This window comes from Nesiotobacter zosterae (genome assembly GCF_033843645.1).
Lineage (GTDB): Bacteria > Pseudomonadota > Alphaproteobacteria > Rhizobiales > Stappiaceae > Pseudovibrio > Pseudovibrio zosterae.
Map to the genome: position 1 here is coordinate 53,509 of NZ_JAWXVZ010000014.1, position 21,184 is coordinate 74,692.

General features: G+C 56.7%; 23 protein-coding genes and 1 other RNA gene. 12 read left to right on the forward strand and 12 right to left on the reverse strand.

What is annotated here, in order from left to right; translation table 11 throughout:
• Positions 1-183: 183 nt before the first annotated feature.
• From ybgC to ruvC, 4 genes are read right to left on the reverse strand one after another with little or no spacing between them, the layout of a single operon-like run.
• Positions 184-660, reverse strand: coding sequence for a tol-pal system-associated acyl-CoA thioesterase (gene ybgC / locus Q3Y58_RS17750; RefSeq protein WP_319623176.1), 477 nt, complete (start codon positions 658-660; stop codon positions 184-186).
• A 6-nt stretch (positions 661-666) separates the two neighbouring features.
• The gene (gene ruvB, locus Q3Y58_RS17755; RefSeq protein ID WP_319623197.1) at positions 667-1,713 is read right to left on the reverse strand and encodes a Holliday junction branch migration DNA helicase RuvB; all 1,047 of its coding nucleotides are present in this window, start codon (positions 1,711-1,713) and stop codon (positions 667-669) included.
• On the reverse strand, positions 1,713-2,330 hold the full coding sequence (ruvA, locus tag Q3Y58_RS17760) for a Holliday junction branch migration protein RuvA (RefSeq protein WP_319623177.1): 618 nt from the start codon (positions 2,328-2,330) through the stop codon (positions 1,713-1,715). Before ruvA ends, ruvB begins: the two co-directional genes overlap by 1 nt.
• Positions 2,327-2,851 carry a crossover junction endodeoxyribonuclease RuvC gene (ruvC, locus tag Q3Y58_RS17765; protein WP_274220063.1) on the reverse strand — a complete coding sequence of 175 codons (525 nt, stop codon included), beginning with the start codon at positions 2,849-2,851 and terminating at the stop codon, positions 2,327-2,329. Before ruvC ends, ruvA begins: the two co-directional genes overlap by 4 nt.
• Positions 2,852-3,132: 281 nt before the next feature.
• Between ruvC and Q3Y58_RS17770 the strand changes: the two genes are divergently transcribed.
• Positions 3,133-3,624, forward strand: coding sequence for an Lrp/AsnC family transcriptional regulator (locus Q3Y58_RS17770; RefSeq protein ID WP_274220062.1), 492 nt, complete (start codon positions 3,133-3,135; stop codon positions 3,622-3,624).
• 62 nt (positions 3,625-3,686) lie between these two features.
• On the opposite strand, the gene Q3Y58_RS17775 is transcribed toward Q3Y58_RS17770, so the two are convergent.
• From Q3Y58_RS17775 to Q3Y58_RS17800, 6 genes are all read right to left on the reverse strand, one after another.
• Positions 3,687-4,430: a YebC/PmpR family DNA-binding transcriptional regulator gene (locus tag Q3Y58_RS17775; protein WP_319623178.1), complete on the reverse strand. Its 744-nt coding sequence runs from the start codon at positions 4,428-4,430 to the stop codon at positions 3,687-3,689.
• Between the two features lie 229 nt (positions 4,431-4,659).
• Positions 4,660-5,487 (reverse strand): TIGR00282 family metallophosphoesterase, encoded by an 828-nt coding sequence (locus Q3Y58_RS17780; protein WP_274220060.1) that lies wholly within the window; start codon positions 5,485-5,487, stop codon positions 4,660-4,662.
• Complete coding sequence (locus Q3Y58_RS17785) at positions 5,484-6,092, reverse strand: 5-formyltetrahydrofolate cyclo-ligase (RefSeq protein ID WP_319623179.1); 609 nt, start codon at positions 6,090-6,092, stop codon at positions 5,484-5,486. The genes Q3Y58_RS17780 and Q3Y58_RS17785 overlap by 4 nt, the downstream gene beginning before the upstream one ends.
• 64 nt (positions 6,093-6,156) lie before the next feature.
• Positions 6,157-6,317: non-coding RNA, 6S RNA (gene ssrS / locus Q3Y58_RS17790), on the reverse strand.
• A 47-nt stretch (positions 6,318-6,364) separates the two neighbouring features.
• The gene (locus tag Q3Y58_RS17795) at positions 6,365-6,799 is read right to left on the reverse strand and encodes a cell division protein ZapA (RefSeq protein ID WP_274220058.1); all 435 of its coding nucleotides are present in this window, start codon (positions 6,797-6,799) and stop codon (positions 6,365-6,367) included.
• A gap of 3 nt (positions 6,800-6,802) precedes the next feature.
• Positions 6,803-7,099, reverse strand: coding sequence for a DUF4164 domain-containing protein (locus tag Q3Y58_RS17800; protein WP_319623180.1), 297 nt, complete (start codon positions 7,097-7,099; stop codon positions 6,803-6,805).
• A 551-nt stretch (positions 7,100-7,650) separates the two neighbouring features.
• Here Q3Y58_RS17800 and tkt point away from each other — a divergent pair.
• From tkt to Q3Y58_RS17845, 9 genes are all read left to right on the forward strand, one after another.
• Complete coding sequence (gene tkt / locus Q3Y58_RS17805; RefSeq protein WP_319623181.1) at positions 7,651-9,651, forward strand: transketolase; 2,001 nt, start codon at positions 7,651-7,653, stop codon at positions 9,649-9,651.
• Between the two features lie 107 nt (positions 9,652-9,758).
• Complete coding sequence (gene gap / locus Q3Y58_RS17810; protein WP_319623182.1) at positions 9,759-10,766, forward strand: type I glyceraldehyde-3-phosphate dehydrogenase; 1,008 nt, start codon at positions 9,759-9,761, stop codon at positions 10,764-10,766.
• A 190-nt stretch (positions 10,767-10,956) separates the two neighbouring features.
• Positions 10,957-12,150, forward strand: a complete 1,194-nt coding sequence (locus tag Q3Y58_RS17815) for a phosphoglycerate kinase (RefSeq protein WP_319623183.1) — start codon at positions 10,957-10,959, stop codon at positions 12,148-12,150.
• Positions 12,151-12,312: 162 nt separating this feature from the next.
• The gene (locus tag Q3Y58_RS17820) at positions 12,313-12,954 is read left to right on the forward strand and encodes a thiamine phosphate synthase (protein ID WP_274220053.1); all 642 of its coding nucleotides are present in this window, start codon (positions 12,313-12,315) and stop codon (positions 12,952-12,954) included.
• 3 nt (positions 12,955-12,957) lie between these two features.
• Positions 12,958-14,031: a tetratricopeptide repeat protein gene (locus tag Q3Y58_RS17825; RefSeq protein WP_319623184.1), complete on the forward strand. Its 1,074-nt coding sequence runs from the start codon at positions 12,958-12,960 to the stop codon at positions 14,029-14,031.
• A gap of 186 nt (positions 14,032-14,217) precedes the next feature.
• Positions 14,218-14,781 (forward strand): elongation factor P, encoded by a 564-nt coding sequence (gene efp, locus Q3Y58_RS17830; RefSeq protein ID WP_274220051.1) that lies wholly within the window; start codon positions 14,218-14,220, stop codon positions 14,779-14,781.
• An 80-nt stretch (positions 14,782-14,861) separates the two neighbouring features.
• Positions 14,862-15,656: an inositol monophosphatase family protein gene (locus Q3Y58_RS17835; RefSeq protein WP_274220050.1), complete on the forward strand. Its 795-nt coding sequence runs from the start codon at positions 14,862-14,864 to the stop codon at positions 15,654-15,656.
• A 141-nt stretch (positions 15,657-15,797) separates the two neighbouring features.
• The gene (locus Q3Y58_RS17840) at positions 15,798-16,808 is read left to right on the forward strand and encodes a flagellar motor protein MotA (protein ID WP_319623185.1); all 1,011 of its coding nucleotides are present in this window, start codon (positions 15,798-15,800) and stop codon (positions 16,806-16,808) included.
• A 3-nt stretch (positions 16,809-16,811) separates the two neighbouring features.
• A complete protein-coding gene (locus Q3Y58_RS17845) occupies positions 16,812-17,846 on the forward strand; it encodes a peptidoglycan -binding protein (RefSeq protein WP_319623186.1) in 1,035 nt (344 codons plus the stop codon).
• A gap of 81 nt (positions 17,847-17,927) precedes the next feature.
• On the opposite strand, the gene Q3Y58_RS17850 is transcribed toward Q3Y58_RS17845, so the two are convergent.
• Positions 17,928-18,662: a DUF1013 domain-containing protein gene (locus Q3Y58_RS17850; RefSeq protein ID WP_319623187.1), complete on the reverse strand. Its 735-nt coding sequence runs from the start codon at positions 18,660-18,662 to the stop codon at positions 17,928-17,930.
• Positions 18,663-18,844: 182 nt separating this feature from the next.
• The gene (locus Q3Y58_RS17855) at positions 18,845-19,831 is read right to left on the reverse strand and encodes an NAD(P)H-quinone oxidoreductase (protein WP_319623188.1); all 987 of its coding nucleotides are present in this window, start codon (positions 19,829-19,831) and stop codon (positions 18,845-18,847) included.
• 156 nt (positions 19,832-19,987) lie between these two features.
• Between Q3Y58_RS17855 and Q3Y58_RS17860 the strand changes: the two genes are divergently transcribed.
• Complete coding sequence (locus Q3Y58_RS17860) at positions 19,988-20,182, forward strand: DUF1192 domain-containing protein (protein ID WP_274220045.1); 195 nt, start codon at positions 19,988-19,990, stop codon at positions 20,180-20,182.
• A 428-nt stretch (positions 20,183-20,610) separates the two neighbouring features.
• Positions 20,611-21,135 carry a protease adaptor protein RcdA gene (rcdA, locus tag Q3Y58_RS17865; RefSeq protein ID WP_274220044.1) on the forward strand — a complete coding sequence of 175 codons (525 nt, stop codon included), beginning with the start codon at positions 20,611-20,613 and terminating at the stop codon, positions 21,133-21,135.
• The last annotated feature ends 49 nt before the right edge of the window (positions 21,136-21,184 follow it).

A 21,184-nucleotide genomic window follows, 5' to 3' on the forward strand; every position in this document is an offset into this window, starting at 1 on the left:
TTTCAGGAAAACTTGAGTGCCTTCCTGCATCCCGAATTTGGCAAAACTTCGACTAGGCCAAACGGGACGAGCCACACGATAAAGACAGCGTTAAGGTTACTGAAAAATTAAAAGCCCGCGAGTTCCGTTAATTGTGATTGCATTCTGGCGATAAATAACCAGAGATATATGCGGCGCAGGGAGTTAGCTCGGAAGAGCACTGGCCGCCAGCAGGCGTTCTGCAAGATGCTTGGGCATCCGCCGGGGACCGCCGCCGGGCTGGATTACGGCCACCGTCACCGTGGCGGTGAAAAGGGTTTCTTCCCCGCGTGTCACCTCCTGATGCAGCACGAGGCGCGCGCCCTTCAAGCTCTCAAGCCTGGTAACTACTTCCAGCACATCATCGATGCGTGCAGGTCGCAAAAAATTGATGTCCATATGTCGCACCGCGAAGGCCAGCGCTTCTCCGTGCTTGCCATCTTCCAGCTCATTGTGATGGATATCGCAGACCCGCAAAAAGTCAGAGCGGCCACGCTCGATGAACTTCAGATAGGCCGCATGGTAAACCACGCCGGTAAAGTCCGTGTCCTCATAGTACACCCGCACTGGCAAAACGTGCCCCGCTCCGGAAAGCCGGCCCGCCAGATCCGGCCATGTCTGGGTTTTGCCCTGTGTACTCATGATGGATTACTGCCCGTCTTCTTCGTCAAAAAAGGTCATTTGTGGCGCATTTGGGTTCTGAGGCACAGAAAGGCCCAGATGCTGGAAGGCGATTGGGGTCAAAATTCTCCCGCGTGGCGTGCGTTGCAGGTACCCATTCTGGATCAGATAGGGCTCAACAATGTCTTCAATGGCGTCGCGTGGTTCGGACAAAGCCGCCGCAATGGTTTCAATGCCAACAGGCCCGCCACCAAAGTTGCGCGCGATCTGTGTCAGATAGCGCCGATCCAGACTGTCGAAGCCAGCGGAGTCCACCTCAAGCTGCAGCAAGGCCCGGTCCGCGAGCCCCGCATCGATTTCGTCATTTCCGCCCACAATGGCGAAGTCGCGCACACGGCGCAGCAAACGCCCCGCAATGCGCGGCGTGCCACGGGACCGCTTGGCAATCTCCATGGCACCTGCGTCGCTCATGCCGATGCCAAGAAGCCGGGCACCACGCTTGACGATCAGCGTCAGCTCTTCCGGGGTATAGAACTCAAGCCGCACCGGAATGCCAAAACGGTCGCGCAGCGGTGTGGTCAGCAAGCCCAGCCGGGTCGTTGCCGCGACCAGCGTGAACTTCGCCAAATCAATCTTCACAGAGCGCGCCGCAGGCCCTTCGCCAATGATCAGATCCAGCTGGAAGTCTTCCATGGCCGGATAGAGCACCTCTTCCACCGCTGGGTTCAGACGATGGATTTCATCGATGAACAGCACATCCCGGTCTTCCAGATTGGTCAAAAGCGCCGCAAGATCACCGGCCTTTGCAATCGCCGGTCCGGAAGTTGCGCGAAAGTTCACACCCAGCTCACGGGCCATGATCTGCGCCAATGTGGTCTTGCCCAGCCCCGGAGGGCCAACAAACAGCACATGGTCCAGCGCTTCGCCCCGCGCCTTCGCTGCCCCGATGAAGATCTTGAGATTCTCACGCGCCTGCTTCTGACCCGTGAAATCATCAAGGGTTTGCGGACGCATTCCGCTGTCGATCTCATCGCCGCGAATTTCCGGGGTTACGATGCGCTCTTCGCCATCCATCATGCTGAAAGTTCCTTAAGGCCGAGACGGATCAAGGTCTCGGCGGTCGCATCTTCACCAGCAGACTTCACCGCCATAGCCACGGCAGCGGAAGCCTGTGCAGGTTGATACCCCAAATTGGTGAGGGCGGAAACCGCATCGGTAACGCCAGTTGCGGCAACGTTCTCCTGAACGGCAGCACTCACGCTGATGGTTTCCTGATCCACGCTGGCAAACTTCGGTGCCTTGTCCTTGAGTTCCGAGGCAATCCGCTCCGCTACCCGTTTGCCGACACCCGGCGCGCGGGTCAACGCGGTCTTGTCGCCCAGCGCAATGGCATTTGCCACTTCGCTTGCCTTCATGACCCCCAGAATGGCCAAGGCGACCTTGGCCCCGACACCTTGAACGGTGGTCAGCAGGCGAAACCATTCCCGCTCGCTTTCATCCTGAAAGCCAAACAGCTTGATCATGTCTTCACGCACAACGGTCTCAATCGCCAGCACCGCAGCTTCACCAACCCGTGGCAGATACTGCAGGACACGGGACGGGCAATGCACCTGGTAGCACACCCCATGAACATCCAGCAGAACGTAGTCCTCGCCGAAACTGTCCACCACCCCTTTGAGTTTCCCGATCATTTTGCACGCACTCCTGCTAAGGCCGCCATGCGGCCACTTGCGCTGCCACGATGGTGCGCATGACATATGGCGATGGCCAGCGCATCCGCCGCATCGTCCGAGTTAAACACCGCTTTCGGCATCAAGACCTTCACCATCATGCGGATCTGTTCCTTGTCCGCATGGCCGGTTCCCACCACCGTCTTCTTCACAAGGTTTGGCGCGTACTCTGCCACCTCAAGATTGTGCAAGGAAGGCACCAGCAGCGCAATGCCGCGCGCCTGTCCCAGCTTCAAGGTCGCGCCTGCGTCCTTGTTGACGAAGGTGTTTTCAACCGCCGCTTCCTGAGGCTCATTGCGATTGATCACGTCATGCAACGCGTCATGCAGCTGTCGCAGCCGCTCAGCCAGACTGGCCTTGCTGTCGGAGGTCAGCGTCCCGCTGCCTACAAAGCTCAACCGGTTGCCCTGCGCCTCGATAACGCCCCACCCGGTGCGCCTGAGGCCCGGATCAATGCCAAGTATGCGGATTGGATGAATCATAGAACAAACCGGTAACAAATAAATCCTGAGCGCGCCACAACAACCCCGCTGCAGGCAAAGTTTTGCAACGTCTTCTGCATTTACACGCTTCAGCCGAATTACCCCCTTGCCGGGCAAATATTGAGTAATTTCAACCACCCCCGCAGAGCACGGTTGAGCTGAGCTCTCCTGTAAGCAAGTCGTTTGTGAAACTTTTTTACGGCACCATCTTGTAGGATTTAGATATTTTAGCTAGCGTTTTTGAAATTATGTTTTCACAACGCAACAACGTCGATTGATTCATGCCAAAAAATGAACTTGATAAAACCGACTTGGAAATCCTGAAAAATCTTCAGGACGATGGCCGCCTTACCAATGTGGAACTTGCCAACAAGATTGCCCTTTCGCCCTCGCCATGTCTGCGCCGCGTCAAACAGCTGGAGGAATCCGGCGTAATCAGCGGCTATCAGGCATCGCTGGATCGAAAGGCGGTTGGCCTCGGCATGACGGTGTTCGTCGAGATGCGCGTGGTCAAACAGGACCGCACCCGCGTTCTGCGCATTCTTGAGGAGCTCACCACTCAGGCGGAAGTCGTGTCTTGCCACCTTGTCTCTGGCCAGTCGGACATTTTGGCGGAGGTGGTTGTCCCCTCACTGGAGGCCTACGACGCGTTCCTCTCCGGCTTCTTGATGACCATTGAAGGCGTGGAGGATGTACGCTCCAACTTTGCCATCCGCACGCTCAAGGCCAATGGCCCGCTGCCCCTGCAGCATCTGGAAGAACAACTCTCCTGAAACAAGAAAGGCGGCGCAGCCTACGCTGCCCCGCCTTTCAAAAATCTAAGGTAAATGTCGGCTTAGCCGAGCTTCGCCATCACTTCTTCATCGATGTCGAAGTTGGAGAAGACGTTCTGAACGTCGTCGTCCTCATCAAACACATCCATCAGCTTCATCAGCGTGCCAGCCTTTTCCTCGTCCACTGGAACAAGGTTCTGCGGCTTCCAGATGATCTTCACGGATTCCGCTTCACCAAGGTTTTCTTCCAAGGCCTTGGAAACATCAGACAGATCTTCAAAAGCGCAGGTAATGGTGTGGCCTTCTTCATCAGAGGCAACATCGTCCGCGCCCGCTTCAATGCCAGCTTCCAAGATGGCTTCCGCTTCACCAGCTTCCACCTTGTAAACGATTTCGCCAACGCGATCGAACATGAAGGAAACGGACCCTGTTTCGCCCAAAGAGCCGCCATACTTGGTGAAGTAGGAGCGCACGTTTGCAGCGGAACGGTTTTTGTTGTCGGTCAGCACTTCAACGATGATCGCGGTGCCGCCAGGGCCATACCCTTCATAGCGGATCTCGTTATAGTCCGCCGCATCGCCGCCCTGAGACTTGGCAATTGCACGCTGGATGTTGTCCTTCGGCATGGACTGACCCTTTGCGTTCTGGATAGCCAGACGCAACCGCGGGTTCTTGTCCGGATCAGGATCACCCATCTTTGCTGCAACGGTGATTTCTTTGGAGAGCTTTGAGAACATCTTGGAGCGCACGGCGTCCTGACGCCCTTTGCGGTGCATGATGTTCTTGAATTTGGAATGTCCGGCCATAGATCTTCCAGGCTTGCTGTTCGTTGAATATTAAAAGTCTGAATCTGCGGCTCGTTCAGGCGCACCCGCCGTCGTCCCCGCTTTGGGGCAACGGAGCGCAGCAACAAAACAAGCCAGCTCAAGTCGTTCGTTCGCCGCTTATAAAATGTCAGCGGGTCAAAATCCAGCACCACAATCGCGTTTTTTGTACCGCAGTTGCGCTGCTGGAATTCTTGTCTGGCTTTGCGCTTTAAACGCCCTCCCAGAACTCGGGAATGATCTGCGACAGCCGTCCACCAAGACGAACCGGCGAGACTGCCGTGGCAAGCCCGGTCCTGTCATCCGTCTCAACTGCGACACCACAAATGGTAGCCTCGCCCAATGAAGGCGTAAAACGACCTCCTGCGATCTTTCGCATGAAGCGGTTCACCGGCTCTTCCTTGTCCATGCCGAGAACGGAATCATAGTCACCGCACATGCCTGCGTCAGACATGTAAGCCGTTCCGCCAACAAGGATCTGGTGATCTGCCGTCGGCACATGCGTGTGCGTGCCCACCACAAGGCTGGCACGGCCATCACAGAAGTGGCCCATGGCCTGCTTCTCACTGGTGGCTTCTGCATGCATGTCCACGATGATCGCATCGGCCACATGGCCCAGAGGGAACTCCTCCAGAATGCGCTCCATGGAAGAAAACGGATCGTCAAGCGGATCCATGTAGATGCGGCCCATCACGTTTGCCACCATCACATTGGCGCCGTTGCGCGCCCGGTAAAGGTTTGCCCCGCGACCCGGTGCGCCGGCCGGATAATTGGCTGGGCGCAACAACTGAGGCTGACGCTCGATGTAAACCAGCGTGTCCCGCTGGTCCCAGACGTGGTTGCCCGTGGTCACCACATCGGCACCGGCATCAATCACGTCCTGCAGAATCTCCTCCGTGATCCCGAAACCGGCGGCGGCGTTCTCGCCATTCACCACCACGAAATCCAGATTATTGGCTTCAACGAGACTTGGCAGACGCTCAATAACTGCGTTTCGGCCCGCGCGCCCCACAAGGTCTCCGAGAAACAGAAGCCTCATTTAGTATCCTTACTTTCCTTGGCGCGGATGATGCCGCGCTCGGTCACAATCATATCCAAGGTGCGATCATGGGGCTCGACGGGCACCGCTTCCAACTCCTGACATGCGAACGCAATGCCAATGGTGGTTACGGGGCCTGAAGCCTCAAGTCGGCTGATGGCACGGTCATAAAACCCCTTGCCATAACCAACGCGCTGCCCTGACCTATCAAATCCTGCCAGCGGCACAAGCACAACATTGGGCGACACCTCGGTTGCGTGCTCGTCTGGGCCATAGGTTCCAAACCCTGCTGGCACCAGATCACCCTCCCGGCCCAATTTGCGAAACACCAGATCGTCTCCGCTCACAATCGGCAAGCAAAGTTCCGCCCCCATTTCGGTGAACTTGGCCATCAGAGGCCGAGGATCCACCTCATCGCGAATGGGCCAGAAGCCAGCAACCCGTGCAGGACTCGGCAATTTGATCTGGGAAGCAAATAGCGCGATTTGCAGCGAACGTTCAATACGCTCAGCCACAGTCAGCGCACGGCGTTGCAAAAGTGCCGTCTTTCGGGCGGCTTCTTTCAGCGTTGCCGTTTGGGTCTTTGGGGACTTTTCGTTGGGCACACCTGATTCCGATCACAGTTGTCATGGACTTAAACTGTGCCGGAAAATCACGGAGTAAAAAAGAGGCGTGCCACCTCGGCCGTCGAAATTGATGCAATCCCGGAGAACCTACAAAGTAGGTGGGCGCCGTGTGCCCAAGCCCACGAGCAAGGACAGGTACAGCTCCCGAAGGAATGCGTAAGGCCCCGGGGATAAGTTAATTTCTGACGCACCGCGCAGCGACGCCGATCCATCATATAGTGAAGGAACTCCCAGAATGCCAGCGCAGCATTTCAGTGGGCGTCACTTTCCTCATTATTCTCAACTGATGAGCCTGGCATATTAGCCAGTTTGTCAGCCAGCTTCTCAATTTGGCCAGCGACCTCGCCCACCTTTCCGGCAAGCTCCCGCTCACGGCCAGAACGCGCTTCGGTCATGCCTTCCAGTTTCTGCTGAAGGGCGGCCTTCTCAATTTCCAAGCGTTCTTCCAGCTCTTGCTTTTCACTCGCCAGCTTTTCAGCACGGCGCACCGCCTCAGAAGCCTGATCCGTCGCCATGATGCCTGCCATCACCGTCAGGCGCAGGTCACCAATTTCACCAAAGCTGCCGCGCAGCATGTTGATGTTGTCATCAAACTTCTTGGCCAGGCCGAGCAAACGCTCTTCTTCACCCTCGTCGCACGCCATGCGGAAGCTGCGGCCATTAATGCTGACAGTAATCTGTGGCACCGGCTAGCCTCCGTGCTTTACGAGTACAGTGCGGATGGTTTCCATGGCGGACACCAAACGGCGCGAAACCTCACGGTTTACTGATTCCAAACGCTCAGCGCGCGCTTCCGCCTCATCAAGTGTTGCGGCCAGTTGCGAGCGGTCCTCAGCGAGCCGTTGCAGATCGTCTTCAAGCGCCTCAACGGACTTGTCTTGCGCCAGTCTCCGGCCCGCTGCCGCCTCCAGCTTTCCGATGGCGGCAGTCAGGCGTTCAAATGCCTTGTCCAGATCCTGCCCGTTTTCCATCTCCACCTTCGACATGCATATCTTGTTAACCAAGTCATTCAGTACAGCCCCGAGGGAGGGGCACGCAATGCACAATCTGCGCTTTGCGCTCAACTATGCCATGGTTTCTCATGGATGCCCTCGTTTCCCACGCTTTATTCACATTATATGTTAGCAAATGCACCGAAGCATAACGCTTGAAACAATTTTCCGGGCTGACCGCCAAGGACATTATTCTCGCCGAAGATGAATGCAATCGATCAAAAACGCTCAATCACGAAGCGAATTATACACAAACACGCACTTCTCCGTACTACCAAGCCTCTACAATCTGTGGTCCTATTCCGCCGCATAAATTATGTCAGTGCGACAGAACTTACGCAGGATTAAGAAGCATTACTTACGCGCTCAATGCCGAGTTTAATTGACTCAACGGAGCGAGGTGATATGTCTCCTGCTGTTAAACGAATGGCTAAGGCATCTGATTTGAAGACTGCCCCAGGGGCAAGGGCTGCAGATGTAAGGCTGGAACCACTGTTTCATTGACTGAAGCCCGGCTGCCCGCCGGGTCGAGCAACGGGATAAAGATGACCGATCTCGATAAACACAACCGGATGGCCAACGCAATTCGCTTCCTCTCCATGGACGCGGTTGAAAAGGCGAAGTCCGGTCACCCAGGCCTCCCTATGGGTGCCGCCGACATAGCGACCGTACTCTTCACTAAGTTTCTCAAGTTCGATCCGAATGTCCCGAATTGGGCCGACCGCGACCGCTTCGTGCTGTCCGCAGGTCACGGCTCCATGTTGCTCTATTCCGTTCTGCACCTGCTCGGTTACGAAGACTTCTCCATCGATGAGCTGAAGCGTTTCCGTCAGATGGGTTCACGCACCTGTGGCCACCCGGAATACGGTCACGGCGCTGGCATTGAAACCACCACCGGCCCACTCGGCCAGGGGCTTGGCAATGCCGTTGGCATGGCGATCGCAGAAAAGCTGCAGAGCGCCCGCTTTGGTGACGATCTCGTCAACCACTTCACCTACGTGCTTGCTGGCGACGGCTGCCTCATGGAAGGCATCTCTCAGGAAGCGTTGTCCCTTGCAGGTCACCTGAAGCTGAACAAGCTGGTTGTGATCTGGGACAACAACGACATCACCATTGATGGTTCCGTTTCTCTTGCTGACAGCACCAACCAGATTGCACGCTTCCAGGCCTCCGGCTGGAACACCATCGAAATCGATGGACACGATCCAGAGGCAATCGAAGCGGCACTGACTGCGGCCAAGGAAAGCGACAAGCCAACCATGATCGCGGCCAAGACCACGATCGGTTTTGGTGCACCAACCAAGGCTGGCACCAACAAGGTTCACGGCTCCCCGCTCGGCGAAGCTGAAATCGCAGAAGCCCGCAAGGCTCTCGGTTGGGATGCAGAAGCCTTTGACGTACCAAGCGACGTTCGCGACGCATGGCGTATTGCTGCGCTGCGCTCCGCGCAGGCGCGCAAGGACTGGGAAGAGCGCTTCGAAGCTGCTGATACAGAGCTGCGTCTTGAGTTTGAACGCCGTCTGCGCGGCGATCTGCCAATGACCTTCGAACAGGCCGTTCAGGACTACAAGAAGGAACTGGCGGAAACTCAGCCAACCATGGCGACCCGCAAATCTTCTGAGGCTGTTCTCAAGGTTCTCAACGGTATTATTCCGGAAACCATCGGCGGCTCTGCTGACCTGACTGGCTCCAACAATACCAAGACCGAACAGACCGCTTCTGTCACGCCAGACGACTTCTCTGGTCGTTACATCCACTGGGGCATTCGCGAGCACGGCATGGCAGCAGCTATGAACGGCATGGCGCTCCATGGCGGCCTGATCCCTTATTCCGGTGGCTTCCTGATCTTCTCTGATTATTGCCGCCCATCTCTGCGTCTGGCCTCTTTGATGAATCAGCGCGTCATCCACGTGATGACCCACGATTCCATCGGCCTGGGTGAAGACGGCCCAACCCACCAGCCTGTCGAGCATTTCGCAGCGCTGCGTGCGATTCCGGGCATGCGCTTCTTCCGTCCGGCAGACATCACAGAAACACTTGAATGCTGGCAGCTCGCCCTTCAGCACAAGGATGGCCCAAGCATTCTCGCTCTGACCCGTCAGAACCTGCCTTCCGTTCGTAAGGAATACGAAGCAAAGAACCTGTGTGCCAAGGGCGCATACGTGCTAAAAGATAGCGACGATGCGGCTCAGGTCACACTCTTTGCCACTGGCTCCGAAATCGAGATCGCACTGGAAGCAAGCGACAAGCTGGCAGCAAAGGGCATCACGAGCCGCGTAATTTCCGTTCCAAGCTTCGAGCTGTTTGAAGAACAGTCCGACGCGTACAAGGCCGACATCATTGGCGACAGCCCGATCAAGATTGCCGTTGAAGCCGGCATTCGTCAGGGTTGGGATCGCTTCATCGGCCCAGACGGTGGTTTTGTCGGCATGACAGGATTTGGCGCTTCAGCACCTTACAAAGAACTCTACGAGCACTTTGGGATCACTGCAGATGGTGTAGTGGGCGAAGTCGAAAAGCGACTGCCCGCTGAATCTGCAGAATAAGACTTGGTAAGCCCTGCTCTTCGGCAGGGCTTCCTACGTACGGCCGGCGGTGTTGCCGGCGAAAATAAAAAACGCGCCTCGGCGCAAGACACCGAATGAGGTTTAAAATGGCAGTAAAGGTAGCCATCAACGGCTTCGGCCGCATTGGACGTAACGTTCTTCGTGCAATCATCGAATCTGGTCGCACTGACATCGAAGTTGTCGCCATTAACGACCTCGGCCCAGTTGAAACCAACGCTCACCTGCTGCGTTTCGACTCCGTGCACGGTAAGTTCCCTGCAGAAGTAACTGTAGACGGTGACTCCATCAACGTTGGCCGTGGCCCAATCAAGGTAACCGCGATCCGCGATCCTAAGGAACTGCCTTGGGGCGAAATGGGCATCGACATTGCAATGGAATGCACCGGCATTTTCACTGCAAAGGAAAAGGCTGCTCTGCACCTTGAAGCTGGCGCAAAGCGCGTTCTGGTTTCTGCTCCTGCAGCTGGCGCTGACAAGACCATCGTGTACGGCGTAAACCACGACACCCTGACTTCTGAAGACCTCGTTGTTTCCAACGCGTCTTGCACCACCAACTGTCTGTCTCCAGTAGCTTCGGTTCTGGACAAGGCTGTTGGCATTGAAAAGGGTTTCATGACCACCATTCACTCCTACACTGGTGATCAGCCAACCCTCGACACAATGCACAAGGACCTGTACCGCGCACGTGCAGCGGCTCTGTCCATGATCCCAACCTCCACAGGTGCTGCTAAGGCTGTTGGCCTGGTTCTGCCTGAACTGGCTGGCAAGCTGGACGGTGTTGCAATCCGCGTACCTACGCCAAACGTTTCCGTTGTGGACCTGGTGTTTGAAGCGAAGAAGGACACCACCGTTGAAGAAATCAACGCTGCAATCAAGGCAGCTGCTGAAGGTGAACTGAAGGGCGTTCTCGGCTACACCGATCTGCCTAACGTTTCCACCGACTTCAACCACGACCCACATTCCTCCATCTTCCACATGGACCAGACCAAGGTCATGGAAGGCAAGATGGTTCGTATCCTCACCTGGTACGACAACGAATGGGGCTTCTCCAACCGCATGGCTGACACAGCTATCGCGATGGCAAAGCTCATCTAATTTGAAAAAGGGCCGCGCGAGCGGCCCTTTTTACCCTGTACGCATGAGCGCGCCTCTGGGCTCCCGACCGTCTGCATCCCTGCGTCTTTCCGCCTGATGCGACGAGCCTTTTCAAGAAGAGCGCGCCATCTGACGATTCTGGACACGTGCAGGCCAATATCGCCGCACACAGATGATCCCGGAGACACCGATGTCTTTCAAAACACTCAGCGATGCTGAACTTTCCGGCAAGCGCGTGCTGACACGCGTCGACCTCAACGTTCCAATGAAGGACGGCAAGGTTACCGATACCACCCGTATCGAGCGCGTTCTGCCAACCATCAAGGAAATCTCCGAAGCTGGCGGCAAGGTAATCCTGCTTGCGCACTTCGGTCGTCCAAAGGGCGAAAAAGTTGCAGACATGAGCCTGGCACCAGTTGCGCCGGCAGTTGCTGAACTGCTCGGCAAGCCAGTCGCATTCGCAGAAGATTGCATCGGCGAAACCGCCAAGGCTGCAATCGAAGCAATGGCTGCAGGCGACGTTCTTCTTCTGGAAAACACCCGCTACTACAAGGGCGAAGAAAAGAACGATCCTGAGTTCGCAAAGGAACTGGCGGCAAACGGCGACATCTACGTGAATGACGCTTTCTCCGCAGCACACCGCGCTCACGGTTCCACCGAAGGCATTGCAAAGCTGCTTCCAGCCTACGCTGGCCGCACCATGCAGGCTGAACTCGAAGCGCTCCAGTCCGCTCTGTCCACTCCAGAGCGTCCTGTTCTGGCGGTTGTTGGCGGCGCGAAGGTTTCCTCCAAGATCGACCTGCTCGAAAACCTCGTGTCCAAGGTGGACATGCTGGTCATCGGCGGCGGCATGGCAAACACCTTCCTCGCAGCCAAGGGCGTGAACGTTGGCAAGTCCCTGTGCGAGCACGACCTTGCAGACACTGCGAACCGCATCATGGCCGCAGCTGAAAAGGCAAACTGCGAAATCGTTCTGCCTACAGACGCTGTTGTTGCATGGGAATTTGCAGCAAACACAAAGAACGAAACCGTTGCTCTGGACGCCATTCCGGCAGACGCAATGATGCTCGACGTTGGCGCAGCTTCCATCGAAGTTGTGAAGGCGAAGATCGACGCTGCCAAGACCCTTGTATGGAACGGTCCACTCGGCGCATTCGAAATCGCTCCTTTCGACAAGGCAACCGTTGCAGCAGCTCAGTACGCGGCTGAAAAGACCAAGGCTGGCACGCTCAAGACCGTTGCTGGCGGCGGCGACACTGTTGCAGCCCTGAACCACGCGGGTGCAGGCGCAGACTTCTCTTACGTCTCTACCGCTGGTGGTGCATTCCTCGAGTGGCTCGAAGGCAAAGAGCTTCCAGGTGTTGTTGCGCTTGAAAACGCATAAGTCCTAGCGACACCCTGCAAATTGTGCGAGAGAGGGGCCCACCGGCCCCTCTTTTGCCGTTATTGACTTGAAATCTTTCCCAAGACGCTGTTTAGAACATCACAAACTTGAGCGCGCACAGCCGCCGCTCCCCTTGGGCCCACAGAATTCGGAGCTTGTCACGTGCACCCACGTCTTTACCTGATCACGCCACCTCAGTTCGACTGCGATGCGTTTGCGCCAATGCTGGAAGAGGCTTTAGAAGGCGGCGATGTAGCGTGCGTGCTCATTTCCATGCCCGACGCCACTGAAGCCGACCTGCAGCGCACCGCAAAGAAGCTCGTACCGATCATTCAGGCTGCTGACGCCGCAGCGCTGGTTGAGAACAACACACAGATCATGGGCCGTTCCGGCGCTGATGGTCTTCACTTTGTTGGCAGCGATGCCGCGCTGGAAGAAGTCATGCGCGACTTTCAGGAAGAAAAGATCATTGGCCACTCAGGCGTCAAGACACGCCATGAAGCCATGACCATTGCCTCCATGGGCGTGGACTATGTGTTCTTTGGTCTGCTTGATCTGGAACAGACCCCGGAAGCCCATCCAAAGACACTGGACTTCGGCTCATGGTGGGCAGAAGTTTTTGAGACCCCATGCGTTGTTCTGGGTGGCACCTCCCTGGACTCCGTGAAACCATGCGCGGAAACACATGCAGAGTTTGTGGCCCTGCGCGAGGCGATCTGGACCCATCCGGAAGGCCCGAAAGCGGCCGTCCAGCAGGCCAATGCCATTCTTGAGCAAGTGACCCTGCCAGATTCAGAGGAGTAATCGATGCGAGGTTTTCTGCGCCGGACCACTGGACTAGCCATGGCCTGCCTTTTGGCAGCGCCAGCGTTTGCGCAATCCGGCGCTGAGGAAGAGGACAGCGTACTGCCACCGCGCAGTGACGCCGCGCTCAGCCAACCTCAAATCCTGATCTCGCCATTCATGGTCAAGCCGCCTTTGCAGACCGATGCACTGAGCGGCAACACCGATATCTCCGCAGGCATCCGCCCAGATGCGGACCTCGCTTACGGAGCATTTCAGCGCGGCTGGTATCTGTCGGCACTCGCCCTTGCCACACGCAGCGCCGAGCAAGGACGCACCGCAGCCAAGACATTGATCGGCGTGCTTTACGAAACCGGACGCGGCGTTCCGCTGGACCTGAAAAAGGCCGCCGAATGGTATGAACTTGCCGCCAACGAGGGCGACCCTCAGGCCGCCCTGCGGCTGGGGATGCTATACCTTGCGGGTCTGGGCCGTGACAAGGACACCGCCGAGGCCGCCAAGCTTTTCGAAATTGCCGCCAAGGCCAACCTGCCAGAAGCCCAGTACAATCTCGGCCTGCTCTACCAATCCGGCAAGTCGGTCGATGTCGACCAGAAGCGCGCCAAAGAACTCTTCGAAGCGGCTGCAGAAAGCGGGGATGCAGATGCGATGTACTCCCTTGGCATCCTGCTGCTTGAAGGGGATGAAGAGCTGCGCGATGACCTGCGCGCCTCCTACTGGATTGGCCGCGCTGCCCGTCGCGGTGTGGTCGAGGCCCAGGTGCAATATGCCATTCAGCTCTTCAAGGGTGAGGGTGTCGCCCCCAACGAACGCGAGGCGGCAGACTGGTTCGAAAAGGCCGCTTTTGCAGGCAACCCGATTGCCATGAACCGACTGGCCAAGCTCTATCTTCATGGCCGCGGGCGCCCGGTAAACACCATTGAAGCTGCAGCGTGGCAGATCCATGCCAGCTCTCGGGGCATCTTCGACAGCGAACTGGATGAAATGGCCAAATCTCTCTCGCTGGAAGAGCAGGAACAAGTCAGCCTGCGAGCCGGTGAGATCGGCCAGCAGCTACGCGAGACGATTGGCAGTTAACAACGCCAGCTCCGGGGCAGAAAAAGATATCCCAAGCGCCATTTAACAGGCCTGCGGCGGTGCTTTTTCCTTGAAACTCGCGACGTTTTATGGTGGACAGGCCCAACACAGGTTTTGCTGCGATGGATACAAGCCAGACAGCGCAAGCCTTCAAGAATTTCGACACTAAATTGATCGGTATATCTGATGAAACTCAACGGTAATGAGATCAAGCCAGGCAACGTTCTGCAGCACCAGGACACGCTTTGGGCGGTAGTTAAGGTTCAGCACGTGAAACCAGGTAAGGGCGGTGCCTTTGCTCAGGTGGAAATGAAGAACCTGCTGGACGGCCGCAAGCTCAATGAGCGTTTCCGTGCAACTGAATCCGTAGAACGCGTCCGCCTCGAGCAGAAGGACTTCCAGTTCCTCTACGAAGAAGGCGAAATGCTGGTCTTCATGGACACCGAGAGCTACGAGCAGCTTGAGCTGCAAAAGGAATTCGTTGGTGAGCGCGCTGCATTCCTGCAAGATGGCATGATGGTGACCGTTGAATTGCACGAAGAAAAGCCAATCGGCATTTCTCTGCCAAACCACGTCACACTTCAGATTGTTGAAGCAGACGCTGTTGTTAAGGGGCAGACGCAGTCTTCCTCTTACAAGCCAGCCGTCCTTGAAAACGGCGTACGCTGCATGGTGCCTCCGTTCATCACCGCTGGTGAAAAGATCGTGGTAGACACTGAAACTGTTGAGTACGTCCGCCGCGCTGACTAAGCGCATCCTTCACGCAACACCTGATACAATCAATGCGGAGGGCAGCTCCCTGCCCTCCCCGACAATAATGGTGAAATAAAATGGCGCGTTCAGCCCTCCTCAACGTCATGGTACAGGCTGCCACCAAGGCTGGCCGCTCTCTGGCCCGCGACTTCGGTGAAATCGAAAACCTTCAGGTCTCCCGCAAGGGTCCAGGCGACTTCGTTTCTCAGGCAGACCACAAGGCCGAGCAAATCGTTCGCGACGAACTGCAGAAGGCTCGTCCAAAATTCGGCTTCCTGATGGAAGAATCCGGTGAGATCGAGTCTCAGGATGGTCAGCATCGCTGGATCGTCGATCCACTCGATGGCACAACCAACTTTCTGCACGGCATTCCGATCTTCGGTGTCTCCATCGCACTGGAGCGTCAGGGCCAAATCGTTGCAGGCGTCATCTACAACCCGATCATGGACGAGCTCTACACCGCAGAACGCGGCGCAGGGGCCTTCCTCAACGACCGCCGCATGCGCGTTGCGCAGCGCAAGGACCTGACCGACTGTGTCATCGGCACAGGCATTCCGTTCATCGGCGTGGGCGACCACGGCCGCACCTTGCGCGAAATGCGTCATATCATGGGTGAAGTTGCAGGTATCCGCCGTGCAGGTGCCGCCGCCATCGATATGGCGTGGGTTGCAGCAGGCCGCCTCGACGCGTTCTGGGAAAACGGCCTCAAGCCATGGGACATGGCAGCAGGCATCCTCATGATTCGTGAAGCGGGTGGATTTGTCTCCGACGCTGACGGCCGTGAGAAGATGCTTGATACCGGTTCCGTCATTGCAGGTAACGAATTCACCCACCTGCAGATCAAAGAACTTCTGACCAAGGCACGCACTTAAAGCGCGCCTTGTCCCCGCTCTGCAGTAAATAACACAGCGGTTTCAATAGTTCTTTTCGCGTTAACCATGATTTCCGGTTTCCATGAGACCGGAAATCGCGCTATCTACATGTATCGTTAACCAACTGATACATTCGGGCTTATGGCACGCGACTTTGATCCTTACAGTTTGTCCAGTCCGCAGGTCTACCTGTGGCGCATGATAATCTTTCTGGTGCTGGCGGGCTTTGTAGCCTTCGTGCTCATCAGCCAGATTTCCAATGCCTTCATGGCCAACCCCGCGCTGAACGGCCTGATCGTTGGCGTTGGTGTTCTTGGTATCATCCTCGGATTCCGGCAAGTCATTCGCCTCATCCCTGAAGTTTCTTGGGTGAACGGCTTCCGCATTGGCGACCCGCGCCTTGAAGTGCGCCGCCCGCCCGTGTTGCTGGCTCCCATGGCCACGCTTCTTGGCAACAAGGCCGGTGACATGACCATCTCGCCGGTGACCATGCGCTCTCTGCTCGATTCCATCGGCACGCGCCTTGATGAATCCCGCGAGATCTCCCGCTACCTCACCCGCCTTCTGGTGTTCCTTGGTCTGGTCGGCACCTTCTGGGGCTTGATGGCAACCGTGTCTGCGGTGGCCGTTACGGTTCAGTCGCTGAATGTTGGCGGTAGCGATGCAACAGTTCTGTTCGAGGACCTTATCTCCGGCATCACCAGCCAGATGTCCGGCCTCGGCATTGCGTTCTCATCCTCGCTGCTCGGCCTTGCTGGCTCCCTGATCCTCGGCTTCCTTGATCTGCAGGCAGGACAGGCGCAAAACCGTTTCTACCTTGAGCTGGAAGACTGGCTCTCCACCGTGACCGACCTTGAGCCGGAAGACGGCGCGATCTCCGCGACCGCCTCCAATGCCGATCTGGCGTTCGCGCTCGAAAAGCTGCGCAAGACGCTGGAAGAGAACAAGGGCGGCTCTGCGGGTTCTGACGATCAAGCCAACGCTGCCATGAGCAATCTGGCAGAAGGCATTCAAGGCCTTGTTCAGCATGTCCGCTCCGAGCAAAAGATGATGCGCGAGTGGGCTGAAGCCCAATCCATGCAGCAGCGCCGCGTTGAGCGCCTCCTTAAAGTGCTCACTCAGGAAGTTGAGCGGGAAAAAGCAAGGGAGTAATCCATGGCGATGGCTCGTAATCGCCGTGGCGAACGCGGCACGGAGGACTACTGGCCGGGGTTTGTGGATGCGATGTCCGCACTCCTGCTGGTCTTCATCTTCCTGCTTTCCGTCTTCATGATCGCCCAGTTCTTCCTGTCGCAGCAGCTTTCTGGCCGTGACACGGTACTGAACCGCCTCAACCAGCAGATTGCCGAGCTCACCGAGCTTCTTGCTCTGGAAAAGGCCAATGTGGGTGATCTGGAAGCAACAATTGCAAATCTGCAGTTCGATCTGGACGACGCCAACACCGAACGCGCCCGCCTGCAGGGCATTCTGGACACCCGCTCCGGCGCAATTGAGGACGCCGATGGCCGCATTTCCACGCTACAAGGCCAGTTGGAGGGTGAAAAGCAGGTCAGCGCCCGCGCTTTGGCTCAGGTCGAGCTGCTGAACCAGCAGATCTCCGCCCTGCGCCGCCAGATTGCGGCTCTGGAAGACGCTCTGGAAGCCTCTGAGGACCGGGACCGCGAAAGTCAGACCAAGATCGCAGACCTTGGCAAACGCCTCAACGTGGCCTTGGCCCAGCGCGTGCAGGAGCTTTCCCGCTACCGTTCGGACTTCTTTGGCCGCCTTCGCGAGATCCTTGCGCAGCGCTCCGACATTGAAGTGGTAGGCGACCGTTTCGTGTTCCAGTCGGAAGTCCTGTTCTCGACAGGTCAGGACCAGCTGAACCCGGCAGGCCAATCCCAGCTGACCATTCTGGCCGACGCCATCCTGGAGCTTGAACAGCAAATCCCGGATGAGATCGAATGGGTCCTGCGTGTGGATGGCCACACGGATGCCCGTCCGCTCTCCGGCACGGGCCGCCTGCGCAACAACTGGGAGCTGTCCGCAGCCCGCGCAATCTCCGTGGTGCAATACCTCATCAGCCGCGGCGTGTCTCCAGACCGGTTGGTCGCCGCAGGCTTTGGCGAGTTTCAGCCGTTGGAAGATGGCAGCACGGAAGAGGCGTATGCCCGCAACCGCCGCATCGAGCTGAAGTTGACACAGCGCTAGACCCACAGTCACAAGCAACAAAAAAGCCGCCCTCAACTGAGAGCGGCTTTTTGCATTTATCCAAGTAAAGAAGCAAGGCGCTTAGTAGCGCTCGTCCTCATCGTCATCCTCATCGGAATCCGACTTCTTGGCGTTCAGCTTCGCAAACACTGCATCCGCGTCATACTGCTCTTCTTCCGGAGTAGACTTGGGCGCAGGCTTCGCAAAGGCAGCAGCCATTGCATCTTCATTTGTGGTTTCTTCAACCGGGATCAGCGTATCCGGCAGCTGCTCGCCTTCAGGACGTGGCGGTGCGTTCTTCGCAGCCTTCTCCACTTCCATGTCCAGCTCGATCTGAGAACACAGGCCCAGCGTTACCGGGTCCATGGCCACCAGATTTGCAGAGTTCCAGTGCGTACGCTCGCGGATCGCTTCAATGGTTGGCTTGGTGGTGCCAACCAGACGCATGATCTGCGCATCCAGCAATTCCGGATGGTTCTTCACCAGCCACAGGATCGCGTTCGGACGGTCCTGACGGCGAGACACAGGCGTATAGCGTGGGCCTTTGCGCTTCTGCTCAGGCACGCGCACCTTGGACTCCTGAACGTGCAAGCGATAGCTTGGGTTGTTCTGAGCCTTCTCGATTTCGTCACGGGTCAGCTGACCGGTCAGCACCGGATCAAGACCTTTAATGCCCTGCGCAGCTTCACCATCTGCAATTGCCTTCACTTCCAGCGGATGCAGCTTACAGAAGGCAGCAATCTGTTCGAAACTCAGGGCTGTGTTATCAACCAGCCAGACCGCAGTGGCCTTTGGCATTAACGGCGCGTTGGCCATTGTATATAACCCTCCTGTGTGCTCGCCCTCTCATTTCCAGAGAGAATAAGCCGAATGTTCTTGGAGTTTTCGGGAAACTTGACCGCAATATACGCACACAGTTTCCGAAAAGCAAATAGCTTGATGGCAAAGAATTTGCTCAGATCTGGGAAAATCTGCCGCATCTCCTCAGCGGCTTATCATCAAGGTTCAGAGACCTTGAGAACGATCTTTCCAATGTGCCCGGAACTCTCCATCCGTGCATGGGCCTGAGCAGCTTCTTCAAGGTCAAACACCTGGTCCATGACCACGCGCACCTGCCCATTTTCAAAGAGGGGCCAGACCTTCTCCCGCAAGCTTGCCGCAATAGCTCCTTTGAAGTCAATGGAACGGGGCCGCAGGGTTGATCCTGTATGCATCAACCGTTTCACCATGAGACGAGAGAAGTTCACGTTCTTGCTTGGCCCGTTGAGCGTTGCAATCTGGCAAATACGCCCTTCCACGGCCGCAGCAATCCAATTGCGTTCCACATAGTCGCCACCCACCATATCGAGGATCACATTCACCCCTTCATTGTCGGTGAGCCGCAGCACTTCCTTTTCAAAGGCATGTGTGCGGTAGTTGATCACGTGGTCGGCGCCCAGCGCTTTCACCGCCTCCGCTTTTTCATCGGAACCAACAGTGGCAAATACGGTCGCGCCCATGGCCTTGGCCAGCTGAATGGCCGTGGTACCAATGCCGGATGTTCCGCCATGAACCAGAAAGCTCTCACCAGCGGCAAGGCCAACTCGGTCAAACAGGTTGGACCACACGGTAAACGTGGTCTCCGCCACCCCGGCAGCTTCCATGAAGCTCAGTCCGTGAGGGATGGGCAGCACCTGCGCCGCTGGCGTCACGCAGAACTCGGCATACCCGCCGCCGGGCGTCAACGCCAGTACAGCGTCCCCCGCTTCCCACTCTGTAACACCCGCCCCCACGTCGGCAACAAGCCCTGAGACCTCAAGGCCCGGCAGGTCAGACGCCCCCTTGGGCGGTGGATAGGCACCCGCACGCTGCAACACATCAGGCCGGTTCACCCCAGCCCCGACCACTCGGATCAAAACCTCACCGGGTCCCGGAACAGGCTGCTCCCGCTCTTCAAGCTTGAGCACTTCAGGGCCACCGGGCTCGGTAATTGCTACAGCACGCATCTGCATGGTCCTCCTCTTTGAGTTGTGCGCACCTGGCGCACTTCCACACTTGGTTTTAGTGCGCCAAGCTGCCTCTCACAATAGGCTGCTCGTTTTGCTAAGCTTGCGACTCAGGGCATGCAGACCGCAGCCCCCGGTATTTTGGAGTAAAACGCCATGGGTCTGTTCGACGACGATGAACCACAAAAGAAAAGCCTCCGTGAAATCGTAGTAGGTGAGTCTTTGGAGAACTTGTCAGTAACCGAGCTGAAAGAACGCATCTCCAATTTGCACGCCGAGATTGCCCGGACTGAAAAAGAGTTAGAATCCAAGGCCTCAGCGTCGCAAGCCGCCCAAAGCCTTTTCAAGTAAACTCAATCAATGATTGAAATTTAAATTAAAACAAACCCTGTGGACTCAAGGTAAGAGGCAAGTAGATATGCATTCATTAACCATGTATTAACCTATGTATTCTATCAATATACCTGTCCAGCGAGCTGGATCGGAGCGGACCTTCCGCTCTGTTTGACGCCTCCCTGTTAAACCACTTCAGAGCCGCGCCATCCGCGGCTCTTTTTTTTGCAATTCCGGTTTTTCGTAGTAGGGCTAGTTGCACCCACCTTCCACAAACGGAATCTTGGCACGGAGTTTGCGGCTCTTGTTTTGAGCCAACGCTCCTTGCACCAGACCGGCACGCCATTAAACTCTTGGTAACCAGTTTGGGATCCTGAAGCTAAAACGCGTGTTTCAGTTTGGGACGCAAAGGGGTAAAAGTCACAGCAAGTATCGCGAGACGAGTAATGAGTGAGTTACCAAAAGTAGACCGCCAAGAGACCCTATCCTTTGCGACCAGATTGGTGAGCTCCGGAAACTTCGACAGTCTGTTCCGTGAAGGCATGACCCTGGTGGAAGAGACCGCAACCTACCTCGATGGTTTGGGGCGGGAAGAATCGCGCGACTTGGATCGCTCAATCGCCCTCGCATACTCTACTGAATCCATGCGCCTGACCACGCGCCTCATGCAACTTGCCTCGTGGCTGTTGCTGCAGCGGGCAGTGAACGAAGGTGAGATGAGCCCGGATCAGGCTCACAGCGAAAAAAACAAGGTTCGTCTTGAGCGCAATTCCGGCAAGCTGGAAGTTCCCTCCTGGAACAAGCTGCCAGACAACCTGAAAAACCTCATCAGCCGCTCCGTGCGCCTTCAAGACCGCATCATCCACATGGACAACATGCTGGTCAAAGAGCGGATGTCTGAGCCGCTTACCGCCAATGACAACCCAATCGCCGCCCAGCTGTCCCAGCTAAACGCTGTTTTCGGGAAGTAAAACCCACGCCCCCAGATACCCAAGGTCCCGCAAAAATGCCGGAGGCCAC